This is a genomic window from Nonomuraea sp. NPDC050153 (genome assembly GCF_044460125.1).
Classification (GTDB): domain Bacteria; phylum Actinomycetota; class Actinomycetes; order Streptosporangiales; family Streptosporangiaceae; genus Nonomuraea.
Genome location: NZ_JBITJQ010000010.1, coordinates 1 through 18219, shown reverse-complemented (window position 1 = coordinate 18219; position 18219 = coordinate 1). Strand labels below are relative to the sequence as shown.

The 18219-nt window shown below is 71.8% G+C and carries 19 protein-coding genes; 8 read left to right on the top strand and 11 right to left on the bottom strand.

Features of this window, described 5'->3' with window-relative positions:
* Positions 1-2 precede the first annotated feature (2 nt).
* Complete coding sequence (locus ACIBQ1_RS24760; RefSeq protein WP_397281002.1) at positions 3-794, top strand: lytic polysaccharide monooxygenase; 792 nt, start codon at positions 3-5, stop codon at positions 792-794.
* Here the strand turns inward: ACIBQ1_RS24760 and ACIBQ1_RS24755 are convergent, their stop codons facing one another.
* The 7 genes from ACIBQ1_RS24755 to ACIBQ1_RS24725 all read right to left on the bottom strand — a co-directional run bounded on the left by ACIBQ1_RS24755 (position 795) and on the right by ACIBQ1_RS24725 (position 7466).
* Positions 795-1481, bottom strand: coding sequence for a TetR/AcrR family transcriptional regulator (locus tag ACIBQ1_RS24755; protein WP_397281001.1), 687 nt, complete (start codon positions 1479-1481; stop codon positions 795-797).
* A 116-nt stretch (positions 1482-1597) separates the two neighbouring features.
* Complete coding sequence (locus ACIBQ1_RS24750; RefSeq protein ID WP_397280999.1) at positions 1598-2821, bottom strand: cytochrome P450; 1224 nt, start codon at positions 2819-2821, stop codon at positions 1598-1600.
* A gap of 122 nt (positions 2822-2943) precedes the next feature.
* Positions 2944-4017, bottom strand: coding sequence for a trypsin-like serine peptidase (locus tag ACIBQ1_RS24745; protein ID WP_397280997.1), 1074 nt, complete (start codon positions 4015-4017; stop codon positions 2944-2946).
* 348 nt (positions 4018-4365) lie between these two features.
* Positions 4366-5136 (bottom strand): hypothetical protein, encoded by a 771-nt coding sequence (locus ACIBQ1_RS24740; protein WP_397280995.1) that lies wholly within the window; start codon positions 5134-5136, stop codon positions 4366-4368.
* A 94-nt stretch (positions 5137-5230) separates the two neighbouring features.
* Positions 5231-6364 carry a hypothetical protein gene (locus ACIBQ1_RS24735; RefSeq protein ID WP_397280994.1) on the bottom strand — a complete coding sequence of 378 codons (1134 nt, stop codon included), beginning with the start codon at positions 6362-6364 and terminating at the stop codon, positions 5231-5233.
* 307 nt (positions 6365-6671) lie between these two features.
* On the bottom strand, positions 6672-7055 hold the full coding sequence (locus ACIBQ1_RS24730; RefSeq protein WP_397280993.1) for a hypothetical protein: 384 nt from the start codon (positions 7053-7055) through the stop codon (positions 6672-6674).
* A gap of 21 nt (positions 7056-7076) precedes the next feature.
* Positions 7077-7466 carry a hypothetical protein gene (locus ACIBQ1_RS24725; protein ID WP_397280991.1) on the bottom strand — a complete coding sequence of 130 codons (390 nt, stop codon included), beginning with the start codon at positions 7464-7466 and terminating at the stop codon, positions 7077-7079.
* Positions 7467-8052: 586 nt separating this feature from the next.
* Between ACIBQ1_RS24725 and ACIBQ1_RS24720 the strand changes: the two genes are divergently transcribed.
* Positions 8053-8691, top strand: coding sequence for an RNA polymerase sigma factor (locus tag ACIBQ1_RS24720; protein WP_397280989.1), 639 nt, complete (start codon positions 8053-8055; stop codon positions 8689-8691).
* Positions 8692-8769: 78 nt separating this feature from the next.
* Entirely contained in the window at positions 8770-9009 is a 240-nt protein-coding gene (locus ACIBQ1_RS24715; protein WP_397280987.1) for an anti-sigma factor family protein, read from the top strand.
* A gap of 84 nt (positions 9010-9093) precedes the next feature.
* Here ACIBQ1_RS24715 and ACIBQ1_RS24710 read toward each other — a convergent pair whose 3' ends face one another.
* The gene (locus ACIBQ1_RS24710; protein WP_397280985.1) at positions 9094-9297 is read right to left on the bottom strand and encodes a zf-HC2 domain-containing protein; all 204 of its coding nucleotides are present in this window, start codon (positions 9295-9297) and stop codon (positions 9094-9096) included.
* 141 nt (positions 9298-9438) lie between these two features.
* Here ACIBQ1_RS24710 and egtA point away from each other — a divergent pair, with 141 nt between their 5' ends.
* The 5 genes from egtA to egtE are packed head-to-tail and all read left to right on the top strand — an operon-like array spanning position 9439 to position 15067.
* Positions 9439-10713, top strand: a complete 1275-nt coding sequence (gene egtA, locus ACIBQ1_RS24705) for an ergothioneine biosynthesis glutamate--cysteine ligase EgtA (RefSeq protein ID WP_397280983.1) — start codon at positions 9439-9441, stop codon at positions 10711-10713.
* Complete coding sequence (gene egtB, locus ACIBQ1_RS24700) at positions 10710-12002, top strand: ergothioneine biosynthesis protein EgtB (protein WP_397280981.1); 1293 nt, start codon at positions 10710-10712, stop codon at positions 12000-12002. Before egtA ends, egtB begins: the two co-directional genes overlap by 4 nt.
* A 1-nt stretch (position 12003) precedes the next feature.
* Positions 12004-12723 carry an ergothioneine biosynthesis protein EgtC gene (egtC, locus tag ACIBQ1_RS24695; RefSeq protein ID WP_397280979.1) on the top strand — a complete coding sequence of 240 codons (720 nt, stop codon included), beginning with the start codon at positions 12004-12006 and terminating at the stop codon, positions 12721-12723.
* A 20-nt stretch (positions 12724-12743) separates the two neighbouring features.
* On the top strand, positions 12744-13724 hold the full coding sequence (gene egtD, locus ACIBQ1_RS24690) for an L-histidine N(alpha)-methyltransferase (protein WP_397280977.1): 981 nt from the start codon (positions 12744-12746) through the stop codon (positions 13722-13724).
* Positions 13721-15067 (top strand): ergothioneine biosynthesis PLP-dependent enzyme EgtE, encoded by a 1347-nt coding sequence (egtE, locus tag ACIBQ1_RS24685; protein WP_397280975.1) that lies wholly within the window; start codon positions 13721-13723, stop codon positions 15065-15067. The genes egtD and egtE overlap by 4 nt, the downstream gene beginning before the upstream one ends.
* Before the next feature lie 141 nt (positions 15068-15208).
* Here the strand turns inward: egtE and ACIBQ1_RS24680 are convergent, their stop codons facing one another.
* The 3 genes from ACIBQ1_RS24680 to ACIBQ1_RS24670 form a co-directional block, all read right to left on the bottom strand.
* Positions 15209-15625, bottom strand: a complete 417-nt coding sequence (locus ACIBQ1_RS24680) for an ATP-binding protein (RefSeq protein WP_397280973.1) — start codon at positions 15623-15625, stop codon at positions 15209-15211.
* 98 nt (positions 15626-15723) lie between these two features.
* The gene (locus ACIBQ1_RS24675) at positions 15724-16557 is read right to left on the bottom strand and encodes an SAM-dependent methyltransferase (protein ID WP_397280971.1); all 834 of its coding nucleotides are present in this window, start codon (positions 16555-16557) and stop codon (positions 15724-15726) included.
* A 185-nt stretch (positions 16558-16742) separates the two neighbouring features.
* On the bottom strand, positions 16743-18011 hold the full coding sequence (locus ACIBQ1_RS24670; RefSeq protein WP_397280970.1) for a cryptochrome/photolyase family protein: 1269 nt from the start codon (positions 18009-18011) through the stop codon (positions 16743-16745).
* Positions 18012-18219 lie beyond the last annotated feature (208 nt).

Sequence of the window (18219 nt, the reverse complement as noted above, 5' to 3'; positions counted from 1 at the left end):
ACGTGCGGCACCGGATCACGAGCGTAGGCGTCGGGCTGCTGCTGTCGATGGGCCTGATCACCGCCCCGGCGGAGGCGCACGGAGCGCCGGAGAGCCCGCTCAGCCGGGCGGCGGCCTGCGGCTCCGACAGCCCGCTGAAGACGCGACCCGCCGCCTGCCGCGCCGCCGTGGCGGCCGGGGGCAAGGCCATGACCGAGGAATGGGACAACCTGCGGGTGGCGTACGTGGCGGGCAGGGACCGCGAGATGATCCCGGACGGCAAGCTGTGCAGCGCCGGCATCCCCACGTTCAAGGGGCTCGACCTCGCGCGTGCCGACTGGCCCGCGACCACGCTCAAGCCGGGGACGCGCTTCACCTTCCGCTACCGCGGCACCATCCCGCACAGTGGCACGTTCCGGATGTACGTCACGAAGAAGGGCTATGACCCGGCCAAGCCGCTGAAATGGTCCTCCTTGGAGGCCAAGCCCTTCCTCAAGGCCACCGATCCGAAGCTGACGGACGGCTCGTACGCGATCAAGGGCCGCCTGCCCTCCGGCCGGACCGGTCGCCACCTGATCTACACGATCTGGCAGAACTCCGACACGCCTGACACCTATTACTCCTGCTCGGACGTGATCTTCCGCAACACCGCGCCCGGTGCCGCCGCCGCGGCCGCCGGTCAGCCCAGGCCCGCGGCGGCGTACCAGCTCACCGGGTACACCGGCATGCCCTGGCTGGTCACCGCCGGCGCGCTGTTCGCGATCGGCGCCGGGGCGATGGTCATCCTCCTGGCCCGGCCACGCCGTCACCGCTGATCACCCCGCCGCGTCGGTCTCCTGGTCGAGCAGGGCGGAGCCGAGTCCGCAGACGGCCGTGACCAGGGTCTCGCCCAGCTCGCGCCACGACCGCTCGGCGGCGGCCGGGTCGGCCCGCCCGGTGGCCAGGTCGCCTTCGAGCTCGGCGCACATGTGCACGACGAGCAGGCGGGTCATGGACGAGTAGCGCTCGAACAGCTCGGGGTCGCGCTCCTGCCCGCTCCGGGGCCGCAGCTGCTCCAGGCGCTGGAACGAGGGCGTGCTCACGTTCGCCTCGGTCGTGAAGTTGCGCAGGGACGGCTCCACGACGGCCTGGGCGAGGAAGCGTCCGTACCAGGAGGGGGTGCCCAGCTCGATGTAGTGCTCGATGCTCGGGGCGATGACGCAGGCGATCCGGTCGCGTCGCGACACCTCGCCCGAGGACTCCAGCTCGGCCACCATCGGGGCGCGGAGCCGGTCGATCTCGGCCGCGTGGCGTGCGAGTATCGCCTGGATCAGCTCGTCGCGGGTGCTGAAGTGATATTGGACGGCGGACTTGTTGCGCTGGCCCGCCGCCTCGCGGATCATCCTGATCGAGACGTTCGCGAACCCGTGCTCCGCGTACAGCCGTTCGGCGGTGTGCATGAGCTTGTCCCGGGCGCGCAGCGAGCGGGGTGACGGCGTGGCGACCGCCGTGCTGACTTTCATGGTGGATCCTTGATCTCGTCTTGCTGTGCCGTCCCCCGATCGATTATCGCCCTCGCCACGAGCACGGGATGACGCCGGCGGCCCGCCTGACGGGCCCCGGCGCCGTGCTCAGGGGGTCACCAGGTGACCCATACGTCCTGGAGCCCTCCCGACATCCCTCCGGTGCGAAGGCGCAGTTCGTTCGGGGAGTCGCGGAGCTGCAGGCCGGGCAGCCTGCGCGTCAGGGTGTCCAGCACGACCTGGAGCTCAAGCCTGGCCAGCGGCTGGCCGAGGCAGTAGTGCGGGCCCGCGCCGAAGGTGAGGTGCTGGTTGCTGTTCTGCCGCCGCGCGTCGAACCGGTCGGGGTCCGAGAACTTGGCCGGGTCGCGGTTGGCGGAGGGGATGTTGGGGATCAGCGTGCTGCCCGCGGGCACCGTGACGTCGCTGAGCTCGACGTCCTCGGTGATGAACCTGGGCACCCCGCCGACGACCGACAGCGTGCTGTCCAGGCGCAGCACCTCCTCGACGGTGCCCGGGATCAGGTCGGGATCGTCGATCACGGCCTCGAAGCGCTCCCGGTCGGCGAGCAGCATCGCCACCATGATCGCGATCATGTTCGAGGTCGTCTCGTGGCCGGCCAGCAGCAGGCCGCGCACGGTGGAGATGAGCTCGGCCTGGCTCAGCCGGCCGTCCTCGGCGTCGGTGACCTGGGTCAGCTCGCTGAGCAGGTCGTCGCCGGGGTGCTCCCGGTTGTGGTCGACCAGGTCGGACACGTACGCGGTGAACTCCGCGTGCGCCTGGTCGACCTCCTCCTGCGTGTTGCGCGTCAGCGTGAGCATGGTGCGGGACCAGTGCGCGAACTTGTCCTGGTCCTCGCTCGGCGCGCCGACCAGCGCGCAGATGACCCGCACCGGGAGCGGCAGGCTCAGCGCGGCCGACAGGTTGCCGGGGGAGCCCTTGGCCAGCATCGCGTCCAGCAGGTCGTCGGTCATCGCCTGGACCCTGGGCCGCCACACCTCCATCTTCCGCGCCGTGAACCAGCGGCTGAGCAGGCGTCGCCACCGCATGTGGCCCTGCCCCTCCCTGATGTTCATGGTGCCTTCGGTGCGCCGGTTGAACAGGCCGCCGTCCTCGGTGGTGGACAGCCGGGCGGCGCCCTCCCTGGCGAGGTTGCGGCTGAAGCGCGGGTCCGCCAGGACGGCACGTGCATCGTCGTACCTGGTCACCAGGGTGGCCACGTCTCCGCTCGGCAGGCGTACGTGCGACACCGGGCACTTGTCCCGCAGCTCCGCCAGCTGTGGCGGCGGCTCCAGGGCGGTGGGGCGGTCGAACGGGAAATCGGGAATCGCGTCAGCGGTCATGAGTCCTCCAGCTCGGAAGCCTGACCCTCCGAATATAAGTCGGCCGCCTTATTAAGGCAATCGCCTTGAAATGGGCGTTCCGCTCCTCCCGCCGTTGACGACGTCGCCCGCACCGGGCGGCCTCAGAGTGTGTTGGCGCGCTGCGCGGCCTGGTAGACGGCCATGGCCTCATTGCCGAAGAAGGGACCGAACATGAACTGGGGGGCGAAGTCGTACTTGAAGCTGTTGACCGAGTTCAGCCAGCCCAGCCCGGTGGACTCGTTGAACCCCTGGAACCACGGGCCGCCGCTCGACCCGCCGGTCATGTTGCAGCGCAGGCCCTGGTCCCTGGTCTGGACAGTGTCGTTGAACGTGCGCCCGCTGCAGTAGATCAACCGGGAGCCGTCGAAGGGCTGCGCCGCCGGATAGCCGAAGGAGAACATCTGCCGTCCCCTGGGCTGGTTGAACGCCACCCCCTGCCCGCCGACCACGTCCGTCAGCGTCCGCCCCTGCAGCGGCGCGACCACGGCGGCGGCGACGTCGAAGTTGATGTCTTCGTTGGCGTTCCACTGCTGCGTGGTCAGCAATCTGGTGGCGACCCAGGTGCCGAACGGGCGCCGCCCCTGGTCGAACGCGGGCACGAACACCCAGTTGCGGTGCGCGGCCCCGTTCTGCTTCACACAGTGCCCGGCGGTCATCACGACGCTCTCATTGGCGCTGGTCACGGCCGAGCCGGAGCAGGAGGCGTTGCCGCCCTCGGCGGTGGTGAAGAAGACGCGCCCGGTGGTGCGGACCACGCTGCCGCCGTCCACCCAGCGCAGACCGGGGCTGTTGGGCACCACGGCCTGCAGTCGCGCGCCGGCCGCCTGGGTGCCGGGGACCGACCAGGCCGCGCCCCGGGTGGTGGCGCCGCCGCCGGTGGACCAGGAAGAGCGCTGGACCGTGCCGTTCCGGCTGGCCCACGGGTCACCGACGGTCGGCCCGCCCGACTGGCTCCGGCGTGGCGGGGGAGTCCCCAGCGGCTGCGCCGCCAGCATGCGCTGCGGTGTCCAGTACTGCAGGACGCTCCTGTACTCCGACCAGGAGTCCGCCCCGGACCACCCGACGGGCCTGGGGTCGAGTCCGCTGGGGGCGCTCGCCTGGGCGGCGCCCGCCGGGACCAGTGCGCCCGCCAGAGCGAGCGCGACCGCGGAGAGCAGGACGACTCTGCGATGCATACGTACCTCCTGAAACCGGAATCTGCCGCTTGGAGGTACGTATGGCGCTAACTATCTTCCTCAAGGCATGCACATATTGATATAGGACGAATCGACGGCGATACCGAGAGGGCCGGGCGGGGCACCCATCCGTTTGCGGTGATGAGCTGCGCCGATCACACAGAGACGTCACACTGTTGCCCGCGGCCATCGCCCTTCGGCGGTCCAGGTCATAGACGCTTGGAGGACCAAGCGATGGCCGCACCCACGCCTCGAGCTGTCGCGCCGGCGCGAGCCCGCTTGGGTGACGGCCTCCTCGGCGACCTTGCCGCCGGCGCCGAGGAGGTTCACCCGGAACCAGCGGCCAAACTAGCGGCCCGTCTCCGTGGACCACAGCGGGCGCTTGCCGTCGTAGATCACGACGTTGCCGTCGTCCTGCATCTCGAGTCGCGCGCCCGGGTTCTTGCCGGTCTTGGAGTCCCACAGCGGCGTCGTGCCCTTGTAGACGACCAGGTTGCCGTCCTTCTGCATCTGCGCGGACGCGCCCGGGTTCCCGCCCGTCTTCGAGCTCCACAGGGGCTTGCCGGCCTTGTAGAGCACGAGGTTGCCGTCCTCCTGCATGACGAACTGGTAGTCGCCGTTGCGGGAGCGCACGTACTGGTTGGCCTTGAGCGCGTAGCCCGGCTTGAGCACGCTGATCGTGGCGTGTCGGGTCCACAGCGGGGTCTTGCCGGCGTAGATGACCAGGTTGCCGTCGTCCTGCACGGCCAGGCGGGCGCCGGGGGTGTCGGTGTTCGAGGCCCACAGCGGGGTCTTGCCGCGGTAGACGACCAGGTTGCCGTCCTCCTGCATGGCGGCGAACGCGCCGGGGCTGTCGCCGGTCTGGCTGCTCCACAGCGGCGTGGTGCCCCGGTACATGACCAGGTTGCCGTCCTCCTGCTGCTGCAGGACGTAGTCGCCGTCGGACGACCGCACGGAGTCACCCGCCTTGAGCAGCTGGCCCGGGTTCAACCACGTCGTACGCTCGACGCCGGCCGTGGCGCTGTGGGCCGTCGCCGCCGACGCGGCGGGCGCCACCGAGCCCACGACCACCGCGCTCGCCAGAGCCAGCGCCCCCACGTATGCCGATATCTTTCGCATGTTGCTCCCCAGTGAGGTGATCAAGGAGAGCGACACTAACGAGCGGCGGCCACGGGGCCGGCTCATTACGAAAAGCCTGAAACTGTCGGCCGGGCTACAGCAGGTCGTCGCGGCGGACGGCCGCCTCCTGCCTGACCTCCGCGAGGAACGCCTCGACCGGCCTGCGCCGCAGCGGGCCGGTTCGCTCGTCGCCGAGGGTGCCCAGCGGGTGGACGCGCTGCACGTCCAGCAGCCAGCAGCCGTGGATCCCCGCCAGCAGGTTGTCCAGCAGGTCGAGGGCCGGGCGGGTGGGGTCGAGCGAGGTGATCGGCAGGTAGACGGCGTCGAAGTCGAGCCCGAGCTCGGGATGGTCGGCGTGGGCCCGCTCGGCGAACTCCTCGGCCGCGGTGATGCGGTGCCTGGCCTCCGTGACGCCGCTCAGGTGGCCCTCGGCGACGTGCAGCGCGTGGCGGATCATGGGCATGACGGCCTGCCGCGGGGACGTGCCCGTGCCGATCGCCGTCACGATCTCGATGAGGCTCTCCAGGATGAGGGGCTTGACGCCGTCGACCCTGGCCACGACCTGCGCGGGGTGCAGGCGGCCGCGGCGGGCGGTGGTGGAGGCCGCCGCGTAGAGCCAGTGCGCGGCGGCGATGGCGGCCGCGGCCGGGTCCACCTGGGTGAACAGCTCCTCGGGACCGAAGGGATGCCGGTGCAGCAGGCTGTCGGCCTGGGAGACCTGGAGCGGGGAGGCGTCCTCGCGGCTGAGGACGACGGCCTGCTGCGCGCGGTCGGACAGGTCGCCGAGCTCGGCCTGTTCGATGGCGGCCAGCTCGTCGGTGACCTCGGTGATGATGCGGACCGTGAGCTGCGAGGTGTCGAAGGCGCGCAGGGAACGGCCGACGCGCTGGGCGCTGTCCTCGACCCTGGTGGTCGCCGTGGGGAACGGGCCGCCGGCGGCAGGACCCGGGCTGGTCAGCGCCGGGACGATGGAGGCGAAGGCGTCGCGCTCGCACTGCCGGAACCAGCCCAGGCTGTTCGGCCCGTGCCGCTCCGCGGTGCTGGCCGGATGGGTGTAGCAGCGCCAGCAGGCCTGTGACAGGTCGGTCAGGGAGGTGGCCAGCCGCAGGCCGTCCCAGGCGGAGCGGGCCGGGGGCAGCTCGGCCACCGTGGTGGCCGTGTCGCCGATGCCGGTGCTCCATTGAGCGATGAGCATGTTGCGGCTGTGGTCTATGGCGTACCGGGTCACGCGACCTCCTCGGTTGAAGGGGGCGGGGCGAGCGTGATGGCATGCCCAGGATGCTGTATTCACCGACGATCCGGAGGGGATTCGCGCCGACTGCAGGTCGCTGATCAGCGCTTTTGCCGGTAAATGTGGCGTAACTCCTCCGCTGGAAACCGAAGGCCGCCGTCGGGTTGTCGACCAGGATGCGGGTGCCGCGGATCGGCGATCGACGCGGCTTCCCGGGACCGGACGGGGCCGCGGCGGAGGGAACCTGACGGTGGTGGCGGCAAGGCCGCGCGCGTCTTGCTCGCAGCGCGCGGCCTTGGCGGCGTCAGGAGACGGTCAGGTAGAACGCCGCGTCGGCCCGCACCCGGTAGGAGACCTGGCTGTAGACGGCGATGGTGTCCAGGCGGTGCTGACCGCACACCTCCGGCTCGAGCTCGACGGACAGCGAGCGCGGAGCCGCGTACTGGCCGATGAGCGTGGCGTGGATCGCCGCCGTCCCGGTCAGGTCGACGCTCTCGTCGACGGCCACGCAGTAGACGCCCTTGGACGGGTGCCAGACGTCGGTGACGTGGCTGCTCTGGACCAGGGAACCGTCCGTGTCCACCTCGGCCGACGCCTGGGCGTACGGAGTGTCCGCGTAGGCGGCGGCAGGTGTCAGGACGGCGGCTGCGGCGAGCACCCCTGCGGCTATACGCCTGATGTTCTTCATTGGTTGTCCCTTCGGTCCAGATCAGGAGATGGAGAGGTCGAAACCGGAGTCGGCGAGCCGGGCCGTGTGGGGGTTGTAGACGTTGACCGTGATGGTGTTGTCCCGGTGGCAGGTCGCCGAGGGCTTCCTGAAGGCGATGTGCGGGAGCCGCAGCGCGTGGCGCGGAGTGATCTGGATGACCGCCTCGCTCACGTCGACGTCGTGGGTGACCTGCACGCAGTACTTGCCGGTGGCGGCCCGCCAGGTCGCGACGATGTTCTTGCCCAGGTTCAGCCGGCCGTCCGCGTCGACGACCGCCCCGGCCCGCGCGTACGGCGCCTTGAGTTCGTCGGCGTACGCGGCGGAGCCGGCGGCCAGGACGAGACCGGTGGCGGTCAGAGCGAGCCCGCCCGCCAGGATACGACGGAGCATGAAGTTCCCCTCGGTTACAGACAGATGTATGCCACGACAGAAAGTAATTACGTGCGGGCTGCTATGCCGCGAGCCACCCCGGAACGCGACACTCAAGCTTTTTTGATCGACCGCAAGTGAACCCGTGGCCCGCTGTAGGAGTCATGCCTGCTCCGACGGCCGCGCGTAGGAGACGACGACGCGCCCTGACCGCCGGGGCGATCAGGGCGCGTGCGTGGCCGCGTCAGGTCGGTGTCAGTCCGTCCAGGCTCCCTGGACGGTGAGGGTCGGCAGGCGATGTGCGTTGACGGTGATATCAGACATGCTGTGACTATCGCCGTGAGAGCGGGCCCGCACCATGATGTGGCGCCGAGGTTGTCCGGAACCTTGGGAGTCTGGTCCTAAGGAGGCGGGGTCGCGGGGCCCGGAGGGCTCCTTTGGGAGGCATCTGACCTATTTATCCGAAAAATACGCATATTGTGGGCGCTCGCTGAGACGGAAGAACGTCAGTGGGAAGGATTAGCGTGGGGCGGTACGTCCCGGGCTAGGGCCGGCGATCGGTCCCGACGCCATGGATGTGGCAGCGTTCGAGCGGAGGGAAGCGATCGTGGGGTCTTTCGCGGGCGGTGAGCTGCCCCCGGACGACGTCGTCGTCACGGCCCTGCGCGCCGGGGACGAGGCGATGTTCGCGGCGCTGCTCGACACCTGGTCCGGGGGCATGTTGCGGGTGGCCAGGTCCTACGTGTCCACCGACCACTCCGCGGAGGAGGTCGTCCAGGACACCTGGCTGGCGGTGGTCGGCGGGATCGACGCCTTCGAGAGCCGCTCGTCGGTCAAGACGTGGATCTACCGCATCCTGATCAACACCGCGAAGAAGCGCGGCGCCCGCGAGAGCCGCACGCTGCCGTGGAGCGCCTTCGAGCACGACGGCGTCTCGGTGGCGGACCAGGGCTTCGACGCGGTGCTGCCGGGCGGCTGGAAGGAGCTTCCCGCGACCTGGCCGACGCCGGAGAGCGAGGCGCTGGCCTCGGAGGTGCGCGGGCTGATCGCCGAGGGGCTGGCCAGGCTGCCGCCCCGGCAGCGGATCGTGATCACCCTGCGGGACGTGGAAGGGTGCACGTCCGACGAGGTGTGCGACATCCTGGAGATCTCCGAGGCCAACCAGCGGGTGCTGCTGCATCGCGCCCGCACCGCCGTGCGCGGCTGGCTCGCCGACTATTTCGAGTCCGTGAAGCAGCCGGAGTAGCGCGTGGGCTTCTCCTGGGCGGCGAAGCGGCGACAATAAGTGAAACGGTTCATATCCAGAGGCAAGGCGGTCGACGTCGTGAAGCGGTTCACCTGCGACGAACTGGCGGAACTCATCACCGCCTACCTTGATGACGCCCTCGACCGGCCGGCCCGCGACGGCGTTCGGGCGCACCTGGCCTGCTGCGAGGGGTGCGAGCGCTACGTCGAGCAGTTCCGCGCGACCATCGGCGCGCTCGGCGACCCGCCTCCGGAGAAGCTGCCCGCCGACGTGCGTGACCGGCTCATCTCCGCCTTCCGCGAGCGACGCCGGTTATGAGCCGCCGCGGGGGCCGCGTACGGAAGCCTCGTCGCGGGGGCCGCCGGTGGAAGCTCCGCCACGGGGCCGTGCGCTCCAGCCGGGTCACGCGCGGAAGCTCGCCAGCAGCGCGGCGAGCACCGGCGCCGGCATGACGTCGTCCCGCAGGCAGCGTAGTGCCGCGATCGTCGCGAGGACCTGCGCCAGCCACCCCGAACACGCCGGGCAGGCGCCCAGATGGTCCGCGACCAGCCGCCGTCGCCCCGCCGGGAGCGCCTCCTCCAGATAGTCCGTGAGCAGCTCGAGCACGTCATCGCACCCGAGGCCGTCCGCTGCCCGCTCCATATGACCTAGTCCCGGTCGCGCCCTATCCGTTACGCGAAAATCCGTCTGTAACGTTCGCGCGGCTCGCGGGTCTGTAGACCTGTGCGCCACGCGAAGGGGACGACGATGATCGGGCTGACGTCCGAGAGCACGCCGCTGCGGGACGCCTCCGAGGTGGCGGATTTCGCGCGCCGCTGCTTCCAGCCGGCCGCGGAACGCCCGGACGCCGAGGAGCGGGTGGGCGTAGAACTGGAATTCCTGGTCTTCGACCGTGGGGCGGCGGCCGCGCACGTCCCGATGGCCGAGGTCGAGCGGGTCATTCCGGCGCTGCCGGGCGGCAGCAGGGTGACGTTCGAGCCGGGCGGGCAGTTGGAGCTGTCCGGCCCCGCGGCCTCGCTGCGGGACGCGCTCGACCGCCTGGCCGCCGACGTGTCCGCCGTGCGCGCCGCCCTGCGCCCGGCCGGGCTGGTGCTGGCCGGGGTGGGCCTCGACCCGGTGCGCCCGGCCCGCCGCCAGCTCCGCCTGCCCCGGTACGACGCCATGGCCGAGTTCCTCGGCGAGCCGTACGGGGCGCTGATGATGTGCTCGACCGCGTCCGTCCAGGTCAACCTGGACCTGGGGGAGCGGCCGCAGGCCCGCTGGGAGCGGGCGCACGCGCTCGGCCCCGTGCTGATGGCGGCCTTCGCCAACTCGCCGCTCAGCCGCGGCCGGCCGTGCGGCTGGATGTCGGGCCGTCAGGCCGTCTGGGAGCGCCTCGACCGCACCCGGACCTCGCCCGTGCCCGCCTCGGGCGACCCCGCCGCCGACCCCGCCGTCCACTGGGCCGAATACCTGCTGGACGCCCGGCTCATGCTGGTGCGCGAGGACGACGAGCGCTGTCGCCCGGTGCGCGACGGCTCGACGTTCCGCGACTGGCTGAACGGCGCGGGCGAGCGCCGCCCCACCGCCGACGACCTGGCCTATCACGCCACGACGGTCTTCCCACCGGTGCGGCCCAGGGGCTGGCTGGAGATCCGTTATCTCGACGCCCAGGACCCGGCGGCCTGGCCGGTGTGCGTGGCCGTGACCCACGCCCTCGTCACCGACGACCGGGCCGCCGACGCCGCGCTCGCCGCCGTGGAGCCGTACCTGGAGCCTGGGCGGAGGCCCTACCGGGAGTCGTGGCGGGAGGCGGCTCGGTGCGGGCTGGCCGAGCCGCGCCTGGGCCGGGCCGCCGAGACGTGTTTCCGCGCCGCCCTGGAGGCGCTGCCCCGTCTCGGCGCGGACCCCGGCCTGATCGGCGAGGTGGCCGCGTTCGCCGACAGGCACGTGACACCGGGCCGCTCACCGGCGGCCGACCTGATGGATCCGGTGCCGGGGCGGCGCGTCCCGGCCTGGCTGAACGGAGAAGGACGGCAATGAACGACATCAAGGAACGTATCGCGGCCGAGCTTCTCGCAGTGCGCGACCGGTCGCTCGCCTATACCGAGGCGGACGACGACCTGCTGGTGCGTCAGCACTCCCCGCTGATGTCGCCACTGGTGTGGGACCTCGCGCACGTGGGCAACTACGAGGAGCTGTGGGTGCTGCGCGAGGCCGCCGGCATCGACCCGCTCCGTCCCGAGATCGACGACATCTACGACGCCTTCCAACATCCGCGCAAGGACCGCCCCACCCTGCCCCTCCTGGGCCCGGCCGAGGCCCGCCGCTACATCGAGGGCGTACGCGGGCGCGTGCTCGACGTCCTCGACGCGATCGACCTGGAGAGCGCCGCGCCGCTGCACCGCGACGGCTTCGTGTTCGGCCTGGTGATCCAGCACGAGCACCAGCACGACGAGACCATGCTCGCCACCCTGCAACTGTCCGGGCAGCCCGGCCTGGTGCGCGACGGCGACCTGCCGCAGGGCCGGAACGGCGGCCCCGAGGAGGTCTACGTGCCCGCGGGCGCCTTCATGATGGGCACCGCCACCCTGCCCTGGGCCTATGACAACGAACGCCCCGCCCACCAGGTGGACCTGCCCGCGTACTGGATCGACCGGCTGCCCGTCGGCAACCGCGCGTACGCGGCGTTCATCGAGGAGGGCGGCTACGACGACCCGCGCTGGTGGTCCGCAGAGGGCTGGCAGTGGCGGCAGCGCAGCGGGGTGTTCGCCCCCCTGTTCTGGGTCAGGGACGGCGACGCCTGGTGGCGCAGGCGCTTCGGCCGGACCGAGCCCGTCCCGATGGACGAGCCCGTCCAGCACGTGAGCTGGTACGAGGCCGACGCCTACGCCCGCTGGGCCGGCAAGCGGCTGCCCACCGAGGCCGAGTGGGAGAAGGCCTGCGGCTGGGACCCGGAGGCCCGCCGCGCCCGGCGCTACCCGTGGGGCGAGGAGAGTCCGGACCAGACCAGGGCGAACCTCGGCCACCGCGCCGCCCACCCGGCTCCGCTGGGCGCCTACCCGGCCGGGGCCAGCGCCTACGGGGTCGAGCAGATGGTCGGAGACGTGTGGGAGTGGACCGGCTCCTGGTTCCAGCCCTATCCGGGCTTCCGCAGCTTCCCGTACAAGGAGTACAGCGAGGTGTTCTTCGGCCAGGAATACCGCGTGCTGCGCGGCGGCTCGTGGGCGGCCGACCCGGCGGCGGTCCGCACCACGTTCAGGAACTGGGACTACCCGATCCGGCGGCAGATCTTCACCGGGTTCCGCTGCGCGCGCTCGGAGCTGGTCTGAGGTGTGCAGGCACGCGGCCTGGCTGGGCGAGCCCCGCCCGCTCACCTGGCTCATCCACGAACCCGAGCACGGCCTGTTCAAGCAGTCGTACGCGCCCCGGCACCAGCGCCAGGGCATGATCAACGCCGACGGGTACGGCATGGGCTGGTACGACTCCACGCGCCCCGAGCCCGTGCGCTACCGCCGTACCGTGCCCATCTGGTCCGACGCCAACCTGCCCGCGCTCGCCCAGATCGCCCGCTCGACCTGCCTGCTCGCGGCCGTGCGCTCGGCCACCGCGGGCATGCCGATCGAGGAGAGCGCCACCGCGCCGTTCACCGACAAGGGGTGGCTGCTCAGCCACAACGGGCGCGTCGGCAAGGACGCGCTGCGCGAGCTCGCCGACGACCTGGCCGGTCGCGCGGAGAGCGCGTGCGACGCCGCCTGGATCGCGACCGCCGTGTTCCTGCGCGGGCGCGCCGGGCTGGGGCTGGGCGAGGCCCTGGCCGAAGTCGTCGTCCACGCCGGGAAGAAGGACCCCGGCGCCCGCCTGAACCTGCTCGCCTGCGACGGCGCGTCGATCGCCGCGACCGTCTGGGGCGACACGCTCTTCTACCACCAGCACCACGACGGCGTGCGCGTGGCCAGCGAGCCGCTCGACGACCTGCCGGGCTGGCAGGCCGTCCCCGAGCGCAGCCTGCTGACCGTCATCCCTGACCGCGTTGCCGTGCAGCCGTTGTGATCTTCACCATAGGAGGCCTCATGGCCGTCAGTCAGTCGACCGTGCACGTGATCAACCATCTCGACCACGACTACCTGCGGCAGGCGCTCGAACGTGACGTCAGGATCGGTCTGACGTCGTCGCCCAAGTGGTTGCCGCCCAAGTGGTTCTACGACACGGCGGGCAGCGAGCTGTTCTCCCGGATCACCCGGCTGCCCGAGTACTACCCGACCCGGCGCGAGCTGGCCATCCTGCGGGCCCGCGCTGCGGACCTGGCCGCCGCCTCCCGCGCGGACACGCTGGTCGAGCTGGGGTCGGGCACCAGCGAGAAGACCGAGCTGCTGCTGGAGGCGCTCGCCGCGGCGGGCACCCTGCGCGCGTACACGCCGGTGGACGTCGACGCCGTCACCCTGGAGGCGGCGGCGCGGCGGGTGGCCGGGCGTTTCCCCGGGCTCGACGTGCGGGCGGTGTGCGCCGACTTCGAGCGCCACCTGGGGCTGCTGCCGCGTGCCGGGCGGCGGATGGTGGCCTTCCTCGGCGGCACGATAGGCAACCTCGAACCCGTCGCCCGCCGGGCGTTCCTGAAGGAGCTGCGGGCCACGCTGCGGCGCGGGGACACGTTCCTGCTCGGGGCCGATCTGGTGAAGGACACCGAGCGGCTGGTGGCCGCCTACGACGACGCGACCGGAGTGACGGCCGCCTTCAACCGGAACGTGCTCCACGTGATCAACCGGCAGCTGCGGGCCGACTTCGACCCGGAGGCGTTCGAGCACGTGGCGCTCTACGACGAGCGGCACGACTGGATCGAGATGCGGCTGCGGGCCGTCCGGGACATGCGGGTGCAGGTGGCGGAGCTCGGGCTCGTGGTCGACTTCGCCGAGGGGGAGGAGATGCGTACCGAGATCAGCGCCAAGTTCCGGCCGGATGGGCTGCGCGGCGAGCTGGCCGCGGCCGGCTTCCTGGTCCGCCGCGGCTACACCGATCCGGACGGCGACTTCACGCTGATCCTGGCGGAGGCGTGACCCCCGGAACGGGACACGTGACACCACCCGCCGAGCCGGGCGCGCCCGCCGCCGGGGCAGGTGCGTCCGCCGCTGGGCCCGACCCCTCTGCTGCCGGGCCCGACCTGTCCGCCGCCGGGGCTGGTGCGTCCGTCGGCGGGGCCGGGCGGGTGGCGCGGGTCGGGGAGGCGTGGCGGGCCGCCCGGAGCGTCGTGCCGCCCGGCCATCTCGACGCGGCCGGGTGCAACGTGCCCGGCGACAGGGTGCTCGACGCGGTCGTGGCGCACCTGCGGCTGGAACGGGAGCGTGGCGGCTACGCGGCCGTCCCCGACCTCACCCCGGCCAGGTCGGCCCTGGCCGCGCTGGTCGGGGCCGGTCCGGGGGACGTGGCGTTCCTGGAGAGCGGCACGGCGGCGATGGCGGCCCTCCTGGGCGGGTGGCGGCTCCCGCCGGGCACCCGCGTCGGCCACGCGCGCACCGAGTACGGCAGCACGCTGATGCTGCTGCACCGCCTGGCCGCGCAGCGGGGCTGGCAGCCGGTCGAGCTGCCGGTCGACGGCGACGCCCGCCTCGACCTCGAAGGGCTGCGGGCCAGGCTGGCGTCGGGGCTCGATCTGGTGATCGTCTCCCACGTGGCCTCCCACCGCGGCGTCGTGCAGCCCGCGGCGGAGATCGGGGCCTTGTGCCGCGCGGCGGGGGTGCCGCTGGTGCTCGACGTCTGCCAGTCACTCGGCCACGTCGAGGTACGCGGGGCGGGCGCGACCGCGTACGTGGGGACCTCCCGCAAGTGGCTCGCCGGCCCGCGCGGCGTCGGCTTCCTGATCGTCCCCGAACTCGCGCCGGCCATGGACGCCGCGATCCCCACCCTCGGCGGCCACCTGTGGACCCCGGCTCCCGCGAGCGCCGACGGCCCGGTGCCGGTGTCCGAAATGATGCGGTACGAAAGCCCGGACGGCCCGGTGCCGGTGTCCGGAATGGCGCGGTACGAGAGCGCGGAGGCGGCGGTCGCGGCGCGGGCCGGGCTCGGGGCTGCCGTGCTGGAACATCACGCGCTCGGACCCTCCGCCGTCCACGCGCACCTGGCCGACCTCGGTCGTACGGCGCGCGGCGTGCTCGACGGGGCCGGCGGGTGGCGCGTGGTCGAGCCGCTCGACGAGCCGTCCGCCCTCGTCACGCTCCGGCCACCGCCGGGGGACTCCGCGCAGGCCGCCGCCGCCCGGGCCGCCGAGGCGTCCCTGCTGGTCAACGTCGTACCGGCCGCCCGTGCTCCGCTGGACCTGCGCGAACCCGTGCTCCGCGTCTCCCCGCCGCCCGGCACGCCGCCGGAGACCCTGCACGCCCTGGCCCGAGTCCTCGCCCGTTGACGCCGCGGTCCGGGTCCGGAAGCCCGCCGACGCCTCGGCCCGGTCCGGACGCCCGCCGACGCCTCGGCCCGGTCCGGACGCCCGCCGACGCTTCGACCCGGTCCGGACGCCCGCTGATGCCTCGGCCCGGTCCGGGATTCGTCAGGCGGCGCGCAGGACCGAGAACCAGACGACCTTGCCGCCGTCCGCCGGGGCCACTCCCCAGTCGTCGGCGATGGCCGAGACGATCTGCAGCCCCCGTCCCGAGAGCGCGTCGGCGTCGGGCGAGCACGGGTGGGGCTCACCGTCGCCCGGATCGAAGACCTCCCCGTACAACCGGTCCGTACGGTTCTCCAGGCGGAGCGCGTAGGCCGACCCGCCGTACCGGACGGCGTTGGTCACCAGCTCGCTGACGATGAGCACGCAGTCGTCGATCAGCCTTTCGAGGCCCCAGCCGGTCAGCTCCGTCCGTACCAGGGAGCGCGCCGCGCCGACGCCGGCCGGCACCGACGGCAGCAGGTACGCGACCGCGCGAGTCGGAGCGGCGGACAAGGAGCCGGGGCGGGGGGACATACGCATCACGTCTCTCGAATTGGGAGCGCTCCCAACTCCACGATAATCGCTCACCTTCACTTATGTGAATGCGATTTCGTTACGATTCCGGGCTCGGAGGCGCGTCAGGGGATGCGGGCGACGGCACCGTAGTTGCCCGACGTGCTCGGCTGGTCGGCGCAGGCGAGGTCGCGCCCGCGGGGACGCCACTCCGGCACCCACACCAGCCCGGGCGCCACCAGGTCGAGGCCGTCGAGCAGGGCGGCGACCTCCTCTCGGGAGCGGATCGCGAGGCGGGGCAGCGTCATGGCGACCATGTCGCGGATGGCGGGCAGCAGCTCCGGCGGGATCGCGTCGAACGTGGTGTGCAGCAGCCCGAGGAAGCTGCCCTTGGGCGCGGTGTGCTGGAGCCGTTTGATGACGTAGTGGGCGTACTCGTCGTCGTCGAGGCTGTGCGACGAGAGCAGGAGCACCGCCAGGGGCCGTTCCCAGTCGATGAACGTCTGGACCACGTGGTCCTGGAGCATCTCGTCGATCTCCCGGACGTCGCCGTCCACCACGCGGACCAGGTCGGTGAAGGGCTCGATGGTGGCCTGCGCGGTGGCCACCACCATCGGGTTGTTCTCCACGTACACGACCCGAACGGCGGAGCCGGGCGAGGCGCGGCGGGCGATGTCGTGTAACCGGTTCCCGGCCGAGAGGCCACTGGGGACGCCGCTGCCCACGATCATGAATTGGTCCACGCCTTCGGCCGCCAGGTGTGCCACCACGCGCGACAGGAATTGTAGAACAGCGCGGGCCGCGGTCGTGAGGGCAGGTGTCACTTGATCAAAATGGCGCACCACGTCTTTGTCCGCGAGGAAGTTGTCCTTCCCACCTGCGGCAGCGTCGAATATCCGAGTGATTCTGGCTTGCGTAGTGTCAAGCCTGGCCAGGTTTCGGACAGCACGTCGGTGCATGAGCGTTGCCCCTTTCCCCTCGCCGCTGACCTTTTTGCGGTAAGCGATCTTTGGACTTCACTCGATGACTCTGACCATATGTTCCAACAATTCCAGTCAATGACAATACGATAGACCGGTTATTTCGGGAAATGTTTGTTACCAGAATCTTCGTGACACGGCCGCTGCGATAGATCGTTCGCGAGTCATCCCTGGTCATCGGCGCTGTCGAGCCGCGCGGGGTACCCCGAGGGCGGCGAGGGCAGCCGCCAGGGCTCGTGGACGTACGGGGTGGACAGGCCGGCGAGTTCGGGTACGTGGCGCCGGACGTAGTCGCCCGCCGGGTCGTAGCGCTTCGCCTGGCGCAAGGGATTGAAGGTGCGATTGGGGCGGGTGTCGTTCCCCGTGCCGGCGACCCACTGCCAATTGCCCGAATTGTCGGCCACGTCGCCGTCGAGCAGATGATCAAAGAAATGCCGTACGCCGTCCCGCCAGTCGAGCCCGAGATGCCTGACGAGATAGGCGGCCGTGATCAACCGGGCCCGGTTGTGCATCCAGCCTTCGGCGAGCAGTTGACGCATTCCCGCGTCCACGATGGGCAGCCCGGTCATCCCGGCCTGCCACGCCTCCAGCGCGTCCCGGTCGTGCCGCCAGCGCCGTTCGGGGTGGCGGTAGTTCTCGCGGTTGATCCGCGGGAACGCGTACGTCACCTGGTGGTGGAAGTCCCGCCAGCAGAGCTGGCGGACGAAGGCCTCGCTGCGCCCGGCGCGGCAGGCCAGCTCCAGCGGCGACAGGCAGCCGAAGCGCAGGTACGGGCTGAGCCGCGAGGTGCGGTCGCCCGCCAGGTCGTCGTGCCCGTCGGCGTAGCCGTCCAGCCCCTGCCGCAGCCAGCGGTCGGCGCGCTCGCGGGCCGCCGGCTCGCCGCCCGGCATCGCCCCGCGCCGCCGTTGACCGGGCAGCCGCCCGGCGGCCAGGCCGGAGGGCGTCCGCACCGTGCGCGGCGGCGGCAGCACGGGGCGCCGGGGGTGGCGACTCCATGCCCGCCAGTAGGGCGTGAAGACCCGGTAGTGGTCGCCGCCGCCCGAGGGCCGCAGCGCGTCCGGGGGCACGACGGTGACGCCGGGGAAGCGCAGGTACTCGATCCGCTCCTGGGCGAAGCGCTCCTCCCGCCGCCTGGCGAGCGCGCTGACGTCGGCTCCGGCGCAGATCGTCGTCGCGTCCACTTCGGCGGCCAGCTTCATCGTCTCGTGGACGACGTCGCCCTGCCGTACGAACAGGTCGCCCTCGCGGGCGCGGAGCGCGGCCCGCAGATCGGCCAGGCACTCCAGGAGGAAGCCGTGCCGGTTCCCCTCCGGGACGGCCGGATCCAGCACGAACAGCGGCACCACCCGCTCGGCCCGCTCGCAGGCGGCGACGAGGGCGGGATGGTCGTGGACGCGCAGGTCCCGGTTGAACAGCACGATCGCCGTGGCCATGGGGACAGTGTGAGCCAGGCGCCGTTGGTGGAGCCCGTGGAAGCGCCGGGGGAGGCCGACCGGGAGCTCCAGGTGGGTGGCAGGCCGGCCGGAGCCGAAGCCTTAGGGTGCTAGGCATGTTGCGTCCTGGAAGCTGGTCCAGGCCTGCGGGTGAAAGTCCCGTCCGGGTAAGCATCGGAGCGCCCGGTAGCAGGCCCCGGCCCGTCAT